The sequence below is a fragment of the Streptomyces sp. P9-2B-2 genome (assembly GCF_030406865.1).
GTDB classification, from domain to species: domain Bacteria; phylum Actinomycetota; class Actinomycetes; order Streptomycetales; family Streptomycetaceae; genus Streptomyces; species Streptomyces platensis.
In genome coordinates this window covers 3,569,834-3,583,982 of the sequence record NZ_CP129126.1, presented here as the reverse complement: position 1 = coordinate 3,583,982, position 14,149 = coordinate 3,569,834, and the positions used below count along the sequence as shown (strand labels likewise).

Below are 14,149 nucleotides of genomic sequence, written 5' to 3'. Positions count from 1 at the left end.
GGGGCACCATCGTGCCCGGAGAGAGCAGGAGTTGAAGCCGTATAGTGTTTGTGCCGGTCAGGGAGTATGGGGACGCGAAACGGCGACGAGCCGGGGAGACAGTCGTATGGCATTGATCGGGCCGGCCGCAGGGGGCTGCTGTCAACCAGCCTTATTTCCAAGCTCCGGCCTCTCGGCCGAGTAGTTGACGGGGAGGATCAATGGGGGACAGTTTCGGGCCCGTGCGCGCCGACGCGGATGATGACCACCGCGGTGCCGGGGGTGATGACGGGGCCGGCCGGGGCGTGAGCGTGCCGCGCAAGGAGCCGATCCGGGTCCTGGTCGTGGATGATCACGCACTCTTCCGGCGGGGCCTGGAGATCGTGCTGGCCCAGGAGGAGGACATCCAGGTCGTCGGCGAGGCGGGGGACGGCGCGGAGGCGGTCGACAAGGCCGCGGATCTGCTGCCCGACATCGTGCTGATGGACGTCCGGATGCCCAAGCGCGGCGGTATCGAGGCCTGCACCTCCATCAAGGAAGTGGCCCCCAGCGCCAAGATCATCATGCTCACGATCAGCGACGAAGAGGCCGATCTCTACGACGCGATCAAGGCCGGCGCCACCGGCTACCTCCTCAAGGAGATCTCCACCGACGAGGTGGCGACCGCGATCCGCGCCGTCGCGGACGGCCAGTCGCAGATCAGCCCGTCGATGGCGTCCAAGCTCCTGACGGAGTTCAAGTCGATGATCCAGCGCACGGACGAGCGCAGGCTGGTGCCCGCGCCCAGGCTCACCGACCGTGAGCTGGAGGTCCTCAAGCTGGTCGCCACGGGCATGAACAACCGCGATATCGCCAAGGAACTCTTCATCTCCGAGAACACTGTGAAGAACCACGTCCGCAACATCCTGGAGAAGCTTCAGCTGCACTCCCGGATGGAGGCGGTGGTCTACGCGATGCGGGAGAAGATCCTCGAGATCCGGTGAGCGGCCGGCCGGGGGCGGTGTGCGCCCCCGGTACCGTCGTCCGGCGGTATCTACTCACTCATGTGGGTGAGTTCTGAGCGCAGGGCGGCGGCCAGCTTCCCATCGTCGCAGCGGTCGACGCGTACGGCGTCGCAGCCGACCCAGTCCGCGGCCTCCCGGAGGGCCCGGGCCATCGGGGCGACCGCTTTGGGGCCCTGCATCGAGACCTGGCGGGCCACGAGGGTGGTGCCCTCGCGGGCCGGGTCCACCCGGCCCATCAGCCGGCCGCCCGCCAGCAGGGGCATCGCGAAATAGCCGTGTATCCGCCGGGGACGCGGGACGTACGCCTCCAGGCGGTGGGTGAAGCCGAAGATCCGTTCCGTCCGCGGCCGGTCCCAGATCAGGGAGTCGAAGGGCGAGAGCAGGGTCGTGCGGTGCCGGCCGCGGGGCGGGTCGGACAGTGCGGCGGGGTCGGCCCAGGCGGGCTTGCCCCAGCCCTCGACCTCGACCGGGACCAGTCCGGAGTCCGCGACGACGGCATCGACCTGCTCGGCCTTGAGGCGGTGGTAGTCCGCCAGGTCGGCGCGGGTGGCGACGCCCATGGCGGCCCCGGCCTGGGCGACCAGGCGGCGGAGGCACTCGGCGTCGTCCAGATCGTCGTGGAGCAGGGCCTCCGGGACGGCGCGCTCGGCGAGGTCGTAGACCCGCTTCCAGGCGCGGCGTTCCGTACAGACCACCTGGCCGGTGTCGAGCAGCCACTCCACGGCGATCTTGGTCTCGGACCAGTCCCACCACTCGCCGCCGTTGCGGCCGCCGCCCAGCTCCGAAGTGGTCAGCGGGCCGTCGGCCTTCAGCCGGTCCACGACGGCGGCGCAGGAGCGGTCGGAGTCCTCCATGACGTGCCAGCGGTGGCCCTTGGCCCGCCGGGCGCGGCGGCGGAAGGCGAAGTGCGGCCACTCCTCGATGGGCAGGATGCAGGCGGCGTGCGACCAGTACTCGAAGCTGTGGGGTCGTGGCGCAGGAGCGTCAGAAGGCGCCGTGCCCCAGTAGGCGCTCTCGACGGCGGGGCGGCCCACGGCGCCGAGCCGGGCGTACGGCACCAGCTCATGGGAGCGGGCCAGCACCGAGATCGTGTCGAGCTGCACCGCGCCCAGGTGCCGCAGCACCCCGCGTACCCCCGCCCGGCGGTCCGGGGCGCCGAGCAGGCCCTGGGCCCGCAGCGCCATACGCCGGGCGTCGTCGCGGGAGAGGGTGGTCACGGGCGGGGGCTGGGGTGCTCGCTGCGTCACGGCGGTCATGCGGGAAAGCGTAGGGGCGGGCACTGACAACGGCCCCTGACCTGCGAGGACTGGTGATGGTGACGGTGGTTCGGCCCGGCTGAGGGGGCGCGGCGGGGTGCGGAGGGCGTGGTGCGGCCCGTGCCCGGACGGTGCTCAGCCCGGATACGGCAGATACGGCGTCGTGTCCCGGGCGGCCGGGCCCCGGGAGCCGGACGGGCCGGGCTGCCCGGTCAGGTCGGCGAGGTCGGCCAGGTCGGACGGGAGCAGGGAGCCGATCCAGACGTCCCGGCGGGTGCCTCCGCGCACCAGATGGGCACGCAGGGTGCCCTCCATATGGAAGCCGAGTCTGCGGGCCACCGCCCGGGAGCCTTCGTTGCCGGCCTCCGTGTGCCACTCCAGGCGCTCCACCCCCAGCTCGCGGAAGGCCCAGCGCAGCACCGCGCGGCCCGCTTCGACGGTGTACCCGCGGCCGCGCTGCTCCTTGGCGGTCCAGTAGCCCAGCTCGGCCTGCCGTTCAGGGGTGTGGAGCCGGCCGAGGCGTACCAGGCCCATCGCGCCCACCAGGGAGCCGTCCGCCCGGGAGACCACGGCGAAGTGGTAGGTGGTGTTGTCGCGCCAGCCGTCGGGCACGATCGTGCCGACGAAGTGTTCCGCATCCGCGACGCCGTACGGTGAGGGGACACCCGTCCAGCGCGGGATATCGGGCTCCTGGCACGCCGCGTGCACCGCCGACGCGTCGGAGGGTTCGAAAGAGCGCAGCACGAGGCGCTCGGTGGTGAGGGTGGCGGGCTCCATGACGTGAGTCTGCTGGCTCGCCGAAGCCATGGCGACGGGTTTTCGGCGTGATTCCGGCACCCGTCCGGCACCTTCTCGCGGCGTCGTGCGTTCACGTGGGGAAGGGACAGCGGCGTTCGCTGCGGCGTACCTCCCGGCCCGGCAGCGTCCTCCTTTACGATGGCCGTTGCGGCGGGGCCTGCCCCCTTGGAAAAATGCCGCGCCCGCGCACTCGACCGTGCAGGCCCGACCGGCAAGGAGACCAGCCCAAGTGTCCGTCTTGACGAAGATCATGCGTGCAGGCGAAGGAAAGATCCTGCGCAAACTGCACCGCATCGCGGGCCAGGTCAACTCCATCGAGGAGGACTTCGCGGTGCTCTCCGACGCGGAGCTGCGCGCCCTTACGGATGAGTACAAGGAGCGCTTCGCGGACGGCGAGAGCCTCGACGACCTGCTGCCCGAGGCGTTCGCCACGGTCCGAGAGGCCGCCCGGCGGGTGCTCGGCCAGCGTCCCTACGACGTCCAGCTGATGGGTGGCGCGGCCCTCCACATGGGGTTCGTCGCCGAGATGAAGACCGGTGAGGGCAAGACCCTGGTCGGCACCCTTCCGACGTATCTCAACGCGCTGTCCGGCAAGGGCGTCCACCTGATCACGGTGAACGACTACCTGGCCGAGCGCGACTCGGAGATGATGGGCCGGATCCACAAGTTCCTGGGTCTGACGGTCGGTTGCATCCTCGCCGACATGACGCCGGCCCAGCGCCGTGAGCAGTACAACTGCGATATCACCTACGGCACGAACAACGAGTTCGGCTTCGACTACCTGCGCGACAACATGGCCTGGTCGCAGGACGAACTCGTGCAGCGGGGCCACAACTTCGCGGTGGTCGACGAGGTCGACTCGATCCTCGTCGACGAGGCCCGTACGCCGCTGATCATCTCCGGCCCCGCCGACTCCGCCACCAAGTGGTACGGCGACTTCGCCAAGTTGGTGAAGCGTCTGAAGCGGGGCGAGACCGCCAACCCGCAGCGCGGCATCGAGGAGACCGGCGACTACGACGTCGACGAGAAGAAGCGCACCGTCGGCATCCATGAGTCCGGTGTCAGCAAGGTCGAGGACTGGCTGGGGATCGACAACCTGTACGAGTCGGTGAACACCCCGCTCGTCGGTTACCTCAACAACGCGATCAAGGCCAAGGAGCTCTTCAAGAACGACAAGGACTATGTCGTCATCGACGGCGAAGTCATGATCGTCGACGAGCACACCGGCCGTATCCTCGCCGGCCGCCGCTACAACGAGGGCATGCACCAGGCCATCGAGGCGAAGGAAGGAGTGGAGATCAAGGACGAGAACCAGACGCTCGCCACGATCACCCTCCAGAACTTCTTCCGTCTCTACGACAAGCTCTCCGGCATGACCGGTACGGCCATGACCGAGGCCGCCGAGTTCCACCAGATCTACAAGCTCGGCGTCGTCCCGATCCCGACCAACCGCCCGATGGTCCGGATGGACCAGGCGGACCTGATCTACCGCACCGAGACCGCGAAGTTCGACGCGGTCGTCGAGGACATCGTCGAGAAGCACGGGAAGGGCCAGCCGATCCTGGTCGGCACCACCTCGGTCGAGAAGTCCGAGTACCTCTCCCAGCAGCTCAACAAGCGCGGTGTCGCCCATGAGGTGCTCAACGCCAAGCAGCACGACCGTGAGGCGCCGATCATCGCGCAGGCCGGCCGCAAGGGCGCGGTGACGGTCGCCACGAACATGGCCGGCCGTGGTACGGACATCAAGCTCGGCGGCAACCCCGACGACCTGGCCGAGGCGGAGCTGCGCCAGCGCGGCCTGGACCCGGTCGAGCACGTCGAGGAGTGGGCGGCCGCGCTGCCCGCCGCCCTGGAGCGCGCCGAGGCCGCGGTCAAGGCGGAGTTCGAAGAGGTCAAGGAGCTCGGCGGGCTCTACGTCCTGGGCACCGAGCGGCATGAGTCGCGGCGGATCGACAACCAGCTGCGCGGTCGTTCCGGCCGTCAGGGTGACCCCGGCGAGTCGCGGTTCTACCTGTCCCTGGGCGACGACCTGATGCGGCTGTTCAAGGCGCAGATGGTCGAGCGGGTCATGGCGATGGCCAACGTCCCCGACGACGTGCCGATCGAGAACAAGATGGTGACCCGGGCGATCGCCTCCGCCCAGTCGCAGGTCGAGCAGCAGAACTTCGAGACGCGAAAGAACGTCCTGAAGTACGACGAGGTGCTCAACCGCCAGCGTGAGGTCATCTACGGCGAGCGCCGCCGCGTCCTGGAGGGCGAGGACTTGCAGGAGCAGGTCACGCACTTCATGGAGGGCACGATCGACGCCTACATCCACGCGGAGACCGTCGAGGGCTTCGCCGAGGAGTGGGACCTGGACCGCCTGTGGGGCGCGTTCAAGCAGCTCTACCCGGTCAAGGTGACCATCGAGGAGCTGGAGGAGGAGGCCGGCGACCGCGCGGGCATCACCTCCGACTTCATCGCCGAGGCCGTCAAGGACGACATCCACGAGCAGTACGCCGCCCGCGAGGAGCAGCTCAGCTCGGATGTGATGCGGGAGCTGGAGCGCCGGGTCGTGCTGTCCGTCCTGGACCGCAAGTGGCGTGAGCACCTCTACGAGATGGACTACCTCCAGGAGGGCATCGGCCTGCGGGCGATGGCCCAGAAGGACCCGCTGGTCGAGTACCAGCGCGAGGGCTTCGACATGTTCACCGCGATGATGGAGGGCATCAAGGAGGAGTCCGTCGGCTACCTGTTCAACCTGGAGGTCCAGGTCGAGCAGCAGGTCGAGGAGGTCCCGGTGCAGGAAGCGGTGGAGCCGACCTCGCTGGACAAGGGTGTGCAGGAGGCCGTGCCGGCCGCCGCGGGACGCCCGGAGATCCACGCCAAGGGCCTGGAGGCGCCGCAGCGTCCGGATCGGCTGCACTTCACCGCGCCCAAGGTGGACGGTGACGGCAGCGTCATCGAGGGCGACTTCATCAGCGACGAGGAGGCGGGCCCGGCCCGTTCCGAGGCGGACGGTCTGACCCGCGCCGAGCGGCGCAAGGCCCAGAAGAGCGCCGGGCGCCGCCGCAAGAAGTAAGAGAGCGCCGACGCGGCTCGGGCACGGGGTGCCCGGGTCGCGGCGCGGAGGGCGCCCCGGCCGGAGGACGGCCGGGGCGCCCTTCTGTGTGCCCGTCATGAGGCCGCGCACCGGAGGGCGGGGGTCGGACCGATGTCGAGGGCGGCGCAGCGCCAGCGGGAGTCGGCGCCCAGCTCCAGCCGGAAGGCCAGCGCCCGCAGCCGTTCGCCCGCCGCGATCCTGGCGAAGGCCTCGATGACCCCGCGGCGCGGCCGGCACAGTCCGCAGTCGCGCACCGTGGGGGCCGGGCCGCGCCGCCCGGGACCCGTGGCAGGCCGCAGCGGTGCCTGCGGGGCGAGCTCCGCCAGCCGGTCGTAGGCGGCGGGCAGCGCATGCCCCAGCAGGGCGTGTACGGGGCGCTGCCCGCTGAGCGCGAGCACCAGCTGCTGGGCGAACCAGTGGTGCGGCCGGCTCTCGTGGGCCCGCTGCCGGGCGCCGGCGGTCGGCAGGGGGGTACCGGCCGCGTCGACGGGGGTGCCGGTGCGGATCCGGCGGCTCTCGGCGGCGGCCGCCGCGGCGGAGGGGTGGGCGAGGCGTGGTGTGGTCCGGGTGGGGCCACGGCCGGCGGGGCCGGGGCCCCGGCCACCCGAGCTGCCTCGGCCGGCGGGACCCGCGGGGCCGCTCCGGCCGGACGATGCGGGGCCCCGCCCGGACGCGCCCGGACCGCTGCCGGCCGGGCCGAGGGGGCGGCGGTCGGCGGGGGACCGTCGCGGCCGGGGAACGGCCGGGACCGTGCCCGGGGCGACGGCGGGACTGGGGCGCGGGCCGCTGTCGGCCGTGGTGCCGTCGGGTGCCGAGAGTGGCGAGAGTGCCGAGAGTGCCGGGGGTGCCTGGGGCGTCGGGGGCGCGGTGGACCGGGTGATGCGCCCCGTGGCCGTGGCGGCGATGGGTGTGGACGTGGTGGGTGCCGGAGTGTGGTCGGTTCCGGTCATGCTGGTGATCGCCCCCGTGGTGCCGGGCCCGTGAATTACTGGGCGGTAGCTTTTTGTGGTGGGGATCTTCTATCGGCGGGGCCGGGACGGCAGCAAGGCGCGGAGGGGCCGGAATCAGGGGTGCGCAGAGTTCACCCGTCCGTGGCGCGGGCCCGGGATCAAGCCGTGGGAGCGGGGCGGTGGAGGGTCCCTGGGCGGACGGCGCGGGGGGCGCGGGGGCGCCACGATGGGGGACGCACGCCCGTATGCTGGCGGGACAATCTTCGGAGTCGAGTGAATCGAGCGGAAGCGGCTGCCATGCGCGTCTATGTCCCCCTGACCCTTTCCGGTCTCGCAGAGGCGCACAAGAACGGCGAGTTGGGCCCCGGCCCCCTCGACGCGTACGCCGTCACCCCGGCGCTGCGCGAGTGGTACGTCTCGGACGACATCGAGGAACTGGAGTACGCGGCACTCGGCCGCGCCGCCCAGGCGTCGCTGCGCCTGCTCGCCGGACACCCCGAGGCCGCGCGGCGGCGGGTCGTGGTGGCCGTGGACGTGCCGGACGGCGCCGCGGTGGCCGACCCGGACCGCGGGCTCGACCCGTCGGCGCTGGGTGAGGTGCGGGTCGCCGGGCCGGTGCCGCTGTCGAAGGCCGCGGCGGTGCATGTGGACGCCGACGACGCGGAGGCGGACATCGCGGCGGCCGCGGCGGCGCTCGGCGCGGCGGACCAGGGCGATGACGACGCCCGGTTCACGGTGGACGGTGCCGAGGACCACGACCTGATGTGGTTCGGGGTGCAGGAGATCCCGCAGCTGCTCGGCTGAACGGCGGGACGCGGGCCGGTCCGGACGCGTTGTCGGTGGGTGCGGGTACTTTTTCTTCATGGGGAAGCGCACCGGAACCGAGCTGGGGGACCGCATGGGGCAGCACGCCACGCACATCGTCTGGGACTGGAACGGCACGCTGTTCCACGACATCGACGCCGTCATCGGCGCGACGAACTCGGCCTTCGCGGAGATCGGGCTGGAGCCGATCACGCTGGATACGTACCGGGAGCTGTACTGCGTGCCCGTGCCGCGGTTCTACGAGCGGCTGATGGGGCGGCTGCCGACGGACGCGGAGTGGCTGGTGATGGACGAGGCGTTCCACCGCCACTACAGCACGCACCGGCTGGGCTGTGAGCTCGCCGAGGGGGTGCACGCGCTGCTGGAGGGGTGGCAGTCGGCCGGGCGCAGCCAGTCGATCCTCAGCATGTACGGGCACGACGAGCTGATACCGATCGTCCGCGACTTCGGGATCGCGTCGCGGTTCGTGCGGGTGCAGGGCCGGACCGGGCCGTCCGGGGGCACCAAGAGCGCGCACATGGTGCGGCATCTGGCGGCGATGGAGAGCGTCGATCCGGGCCGTACGGTCGTGATCGGTGACGCCGTGGACGATGCGGTGGCGGCGCAGGACGCGGGTGCGTACGCGGTGCTCTACACGGGCGGCTCGCACAGCCGCGGGAGCCTGGAGACCGCCGGGGTGCCGGTGGTGGACACGCTCGCCGAGGCGGTCGGGCTGGCGGGAGAGATCGTCCTCTAGGGCGGAAGACACCCCGGGCCGCTGGGTGTCTCCTGGCACGGCTTTCCCACACACCGGTCGTCCGGTGGTCCGCCGGGCATCCGGGCGCGGTGACGGCACGCACACCCCACCCCGGCGTTTCCTTGTCCAGAAGGTCTAAGTTCGGGCCGCGGATTTGTTCCCCCAAGGCCCATGACGGCACCCCTGTGGGGAGCGATAGCCTTGCACCGTGATCAGCGCGATAACCCGCGGGGGCATCGAGGCCCCTGCCGTGCGCCCGGGGCACCACCGTGACCGGGCGGTCGCTGGTCGTTGCGGCCATCCACCCGTGTCGGCATTGTCAAAGATTGCCGATAACGGCGCGGCCTTCTCTCCACGCGGCATAGCGTCGAAAGCGACGGGACACCCCACGTCGCGGCGTTGTGCGGCTTCCACCACGTTCTTCCACAACGTCACGCAACGGCGCGCGACAGGAGCCAGAGGACATGCAGAACAAGCTGGATGAAGCCAAAACCGAGCTGCTCGCCAGGGCCGCCCGGGTCGTTGAAAGCAGCCAGGCCGGGGGGAAGCACCCCGGACGCGGCCTCGACCCGGACACCCTTTCGGGATACCTCCAGCGTTACTACCTGCACACCGCCCCCGAGGACCTCACCGACCGTGACCCGGTGGATGTCGTCGGCGCCGCGCTCTCGCACTACCGCCTCGCGGAAATGCGCCCCCAGGGCACCGCGAACGTCCGGGTGCACACCCCGACCGTCGAGGAGAACGGCTGGACGTGCAGCCACTCCGTCGTCGAGGTCGTCACCGACGACATGCCCTTCCTGGTCGACTCGGTCACCAATGAGCTCTCCCGGCAGGGCCGCGGCATCCATGTCGTGATCCACCCGCAGGTGATCGTCCGCCGTGATGTGACCGGCAAGCTCATCGAGGTCTTCGACTCCAACTGCGACGCCCACGGCAAGTCCGGCAAGGGCAAGGCCACGAAGCTGCCGCACGACGCGGTGACCGAGTCCTGGATCCATGTCGAGATGGACCGCGAGACCGACCGCGAGGACCTCCAGCAGATCACCGCCGATCTGCTGCGGGTGCTGTCCGACGTCCGTGAGGCCGTCGAGGACTGGGAGAAGATGCGGGCCGCCGCCGGCCGCATCGCCGACGAGCTGCCCGCCGAGCCGGTCGCCGACGATCTGGGTGCCCAGGAGATCGAGGAGGCCCAGGAGCTGCTGCGGTGGCTGTCCGCCGACCACTTCACCTTCCTCGGCTACCGCGAGTACGAGCTGACCACCGCGCCCGGTGAGGGCGGCGCCGACGAGGACGTGCTGACCGCCGTGCCCGGCACCGGTCTGGGCATACTGCGCGCCGACCCGACGCACCGCGAGACCGCCGACGGCCACCCCGTCTCGCCGTCCTTCAACCGGCTGCCCGCCGACGCCCGCGCCAAGGCCCGTGAGCACAAGCTGCTCATCCTGACCAAGGCCAACAGCCGTGCCACCGTCCACCGCCCCTCCTACCTCGACTACGTCGGCGTCAAGAAGTTCGACGCCAAGGGCAATGTCGTCGGTGAGCGGCGCTTCCTGGGCCTGTTCTCCTCGGCCGCGTACACCGAGTCCGTGCGCCGGGTGCCGGTCATCCGCCGCAAGGTCGCCGAGGTCCTGGAAGGCGCGGGCTTCAGCGCCGACAGCCACGACGGCCGCGACCTGCTCCAGATCCTGGAGACGTACCCGCGCGACGAGCTGTTCCAGACGCCGGTCGACGAACTGCGGTCCATCGCCACCAGTGTCCTCTACCTGCAAGAGCGCCGCCGGCTGCGGCTCTACCTGCGCCAGGACGAGTACGGCCGCTACTACAGCGCGCTGGTCTACCTCCCGCGCGACCGCTACACCACCGGTGTGCGGCTGCGCCTGATCGACATCCTCAAGGAGGAACTGGGCGGCACCAGCGTCGACTTCACCGCCTGGAACACCGAGTCGATCCTCTCCCGGCTGCACTTCGTCATCCGCGTCGAGCCCGGCGCCAGCCTGCCCGAGCTCACCGACGCCGACGCCGACCGCCTGGAGAGCCGGCTGGTGGAGGCCGCCCGCTCCTGGGCCGACGGCTTCTCCGAGGCCCTCAACGCAGAGGTCGGCGAGGAGCGCGCAGCCGAGCTGCTGCGCCGTTACGGCCATGCCTTCCCCGAGGGCTACAAGGCCGACAACAGCCCGCGCAGCGCCGTCGCCGACGTCCAGCATCTGGAGAAGCTCACCGGCGAGCCCGGCCGCGACTTCTCCGTCAGCCTCTACGAGCCGGTCGACGCGGGCCCCGGCGAGCGCCGCTTCAAGATCTACCGCAGGGGCGAGCCGGTCTCGCTGTCCCGGGTGCTGCCCGGCCTGAACCGCCTGGGCGTCGAGGTCGTCGACGAGCGCCCGCACGAGCTGCGCTGCGCCGACGCCACCATCGCCTGGGTCTACGACTTCGGGCTGCGGATGCCGGAGCACGTCAAGGGCGACGACGCCCGCGAGCGCTTCCAGGACGCCTTCAGCGCCGTGTGGACCGGCGCCGCCGAGAGCGACAACTTCAATACGCTGGTGCTGTGCGCCGGCCTCAACTGGCGCCAGGCGATGGTGCTGCGGGCCTACGCCAAGTACCTGCGGCAGGCCGGTGCGACCTTCAGCCAGACGTACATGGAGGAGACGCTCGCCAACAACGTCCACACCACCCGGCTGCTGGTCTCGCTGTTCGAGGCGCGGATGTCCCCGGACCGGCAGCGGGCCGGCACGGAGCTGACCGACGGGCTGCTGGAGGAACTGGAAGGCGCGCTCGACCAGGTCGCCTCCCTGGACGAGGACCGGATCCTGCGGTCCTTCCTCACGGTCATCAAGGCCACGCTGCGCACCAACCACTACCAGAAGAACAGCCAGGGCAGCCCGCACAGCTACCTGTCCATGAAGCTGGACCCGCAGGCCATCCCCGACCTGCCCGCGCCCCGCCCGGCGTACGAGATCTGGGTGTACTCCCCGCAGGTCGAGGGCGTCCACCTGCGCTTCGGCAAGGTCGCCCGTGGTGGTCTGCGCTGGTCGGACCGCCGGGAGGACTTCCGTACGGAGATCCTCGGCCTGGTCAAGGCCCAGATGGTCAAGAACACCGTCATCGTGCCGGTCGGCGCGAAGGGCGGCTTCGTCGGCAAGCAGCTGCCGGACCCGTCGCAGGACCGCGACGCCTGGCTCGCCGAGGGCATCGCCTGCTACAAGACCTTCATCTCCGGTCTGCTGGACATCACCGACAACCTGGTCGGCGGCGAGGTCGAGCACCCCAAGGACGTCGTCCGGCACGACGAGGACGACACCTACCTCGTCGTCGCGGCCGACAAGGGCACCGCGACCTTCTCCGACATCGCCAACGAGGTCGCCGAGTCGTACGGCTTCTGGCTGGGCGACGCCTTCGCCTCCGGCGGCAGCGCCGGCTACGACCACAAGGGCATGGGCATCACCGCACGCGGCGCCTGGGAGTCGGTCAAGCGGCACTTCCGCGAGCTGGGCGTGGACACCCAGTCCGAGGACTTCACCGTCGTCGGCGTCGGCGACATGTCCGGTGACGTCTTCGGCAACGGCATGCTGCTCAGCGAGCACATCCGGCTGGTCGCCGCCTTCGACCACCGGCACATCTTCCTCGACCCGAACCCGGACGCGGCGACCTCGTACGCCGAGCGCCGCCGGCTCTTCGAGCTGAACCGCTCGTCCTGGGCGGACTACAACACCGAGCTGCTCTCGCAGGGCGGCGGCATCCACCCGCGCTCGGCCAAGTCCATCCAGATCAACGCGCAGGTCCGGGCCGCCCTCGGCATCGAGGCCGGGGTGAAGAAGATGACGCCCGCCGATCTGATGCAGGCCATCCTCAAGGCGCCGGTCGACCTGCTGTGGAACGGCGGCATCGGCACGTATGTGAAGTCCTCGGCGGAGTCCAACGCCGATGTGGGGGACAAGTCCAACGACGCCATCCGGGTCAACGGCGAGGACCTGCGGGTCAAGGCCGTCGGCGAGGGCGGCAACCTGGGCCTGACCCAGCTGGGCCGGATCGAGTTCGCCACCGCCGGCGGGAAGATCAACAACGACGCGATCGACAACAGCGCCGGTGTGGACACCTCCGACCACGAGGTGAACATCAAGATCCTGCTCAACGCCGTGGTCGGGGACGGCGACATGACGGTCAAGCAGCGCAACAAGCTGCTGGCCGAGATGACCGACGAGGTCGGCGCGCTGGTGCTGCGCAACAACTACGCGCAGAACACCGCACTGGCACTGGCCCTCGCCCAGTCCTCCAGCATGCTCAACGCCCAGCAGCGCTTCATGCGCCGCCTGGTGCGCGACGGCGATCTCAACCGGGCGCTGGAGTTCCTGCCCACCGACCGGCAGATCCGTGAGCGGCTGAACGCCGGCCGCGGGCTGACCCAGCCCGAGACCGCGGTGCTCCTCGCGTACACCAAGATCACGGTCTCCGAAGCGCTGATCCAGACCGGGCTGCCGGACGACGCCTACCTCCAGCGGCTGCTGCACGCCTACTTCCCCTCGGCGCTGCACGACCGGTTCCCCGAGCAGGTCGACGGGCATGCGCTGCGCCGCGAGATCGTCACGACGGTGCTGGTCAACGACACCGTCAACACCGGCGGTACGAGCTTCCTGCACCGCATGCGGGAGGAGACCGGCGCCTCCCTCGAAGAAGTCGTCCGGGCGCACACCGCGGCCCGCGTCATCTTCCGGCTCAACCAGGTCTGGGACGACGTCGAGGCGCTCGACAATGTCGTCGCGGCCGACGTCCAGACCCGGATCCGGCTGCACTCGCGGCGGCTGGTCGAGCGCGGCACCCGCTGGCTGCTCAACAACCGCCCGCAGCCGCTGGAGCTGTCCGAGACCATCGACTTCTTCGCGGACCGGGTCGCGCAGGTGTGGTCCGAGCTGCCGAAGCTGCTCCAGGGCGGCGACCTGGAGTGGTTCCAGGCGATCCTGGAGGAGCTGACCGACGCGGGCGTGCCCGAGCAGCTGGCCGTCCAGGTCTCCGGCTTCTCCTCGGTCTTCCCGGCGCTGGACATCGTCGCGGTCGCCGACCGGCTCGACAAGGAGCCGCTGGATGTCGCCGAGGTCTACTACGACCTGGGTGACCGGCTGCGGATCAACCAGCTCCTCGACCGCATCCTGGAGCTGCCGCGCAACGACCGCTGGCAGTCGATGGCCCGCGCCTCGATCCGCGAGGACCTCTTCGCCGCCCACGCGGCACTGACCTCGGACGTGCTGTCGGTGGGCAACGGCTCCTCGACGCCGGAGCAGCGGTTCAAGGCCTGGGAGCAGGCCAACGCGGCGATCCTCAGCCGCGCCCGCGCGACGCTGGAGGAGATCCACGGGTCGGAAGGCTTCGATCTGGCGAACCTGTCCGTGGCCATGCGGACGATGCGTACGCTGCTGCGCACGCACAACTGACGGAGCCGGGCCGCCCCGTGCGGCCCGGGTTCCGGTCACGGCAAAGGGGCGCACCCCTCACGGGTGCGCCCCTCCGTCGTGTCCGGGTGCGGA

Annotated in this window: 8 protein-coding genes; 5 read left to right on the top strand and 3 right to left on the bottom strand. The window is 70.6% G+C overall.

The genetic code is table 11. The features are described from left to right. Positions 1–200: 200 nt before the first annotated feature. Complete coding sequence (locus QT196_RS15565) at positions 201–962, top strand: response regulator transcription factor (protein WP_168479414.1); 762 nt, start codon at positions 201–203, stop codon at positions 960–962. A gap of 50 nt (positions 963–1,012) precedes the next feature. Here the strand turns inward: QT196_RS15565 and QT196_RS15560 are convergent, their stop codons facing one another. Together QT196_RS15560 and QT196_RS15555 are read right to left on the bottom strand one after the other, a co-directional pair. Further along, a complete protein-coding gene (locus QT196_RS15560) occupies positions 1,013–2,239 on the bottom strand; it encodes a crosslink repair DNA glycosylase YcaQ family protein (RefSeq protein ID WP_168479412.1) in 1,227 nt (408 codons plus the stop codon). Positions 2,240–2,374: 135 nt separating this feature from the next. After that, positions 2,375–3,016: a GNAT family N-acetyltransferase gene (locus QT196_RS15555; RefSeq protein WP_168479410.1), complete on the bottom strand. Its 642-nt coding sequence runs from the start codon at positions 3,014–3,016 to the stop codon at positions 2,375–2,377. Between the two features lie 250 nt (positions 3,017–3,266). Here QT196_RS15555 and secA point away from each other — a divergent pair, with 250 nt between their 5' ends. Beyond that, positions 3,267–6,098 carry a preprotein translocase subunit SecA gene (gene secA / locus QT196_RS15550; RefSeq protein WP_290355102.1) on the top strand — a complete coding sequence of 944 codons (2,832 nt, stop codon included), beginning with the start codon at positions 3,267–3,269 and terminating at the stop codon, positions 6,096–6,098. A 95-nt stretch (positions 6,099–6,193) separates the two neighbouring features. On the opposite strand, the gene QT196_RS15545 is transcribed toward secA, so the two are convergent. Next, a complete protein-coding gene (locus QT196_RS15545; RefSeq protein WP_290355101.1) occupies positions 6,194–7,069 on the bottom strand; it encodes an Rv3235 family protein in 876 nt (291 codons plus the stop codon). 297 nt (positions 7,070–7,366) lie between these two features. On the opposite strand from QT196_RS15545, the gene QT196_RS15540 reads away from it, so the two are divergent. The 3 genes from QT196_RS15540 (at position 7,367) to QT196_RS15530 (ending at position 14,056) form a co-directional block, all read left to right on the top strand. Further along, positions 7,367–7,873 carry a hypothetical protein gene (locus QT196_RS15540; RefSeq protein ID WP_235468197.1) on the top strand — a complete coding sequence of 169 codons (507 nt, stop codon included), beginning with the start codon at positions 7,367–7,369 and terminating at the stop codon, positions 7,871–7,873. Positions 7,874–7,931: 58 nt separating this feature from the next. After that, complete coding sequence (locus QT196_RS15535; protein ID WP_248001161.1) at positions 7,932–8,630, top strand: HAD family hydrolase; 699 nt, start codon at positions 7,932–7,934, stop codon at positions 8,628–8,630. 464 nt (positions 8,631–9,094) lie between these two features. Next, positions 9,095–14,056 (top strand): NAD-glutamate dehydrogenase, encoded by a 4,962-nt coding sequence (locus QT196_RS15530; protein ID WP_168479404.1) that lies wholly within the window; start codon positions 9,095–9,097, stop codon positions 14,054–14,056. The last annotated feature ends 93 nt before the right edge of the window (positions 14,057–14,149 follow it).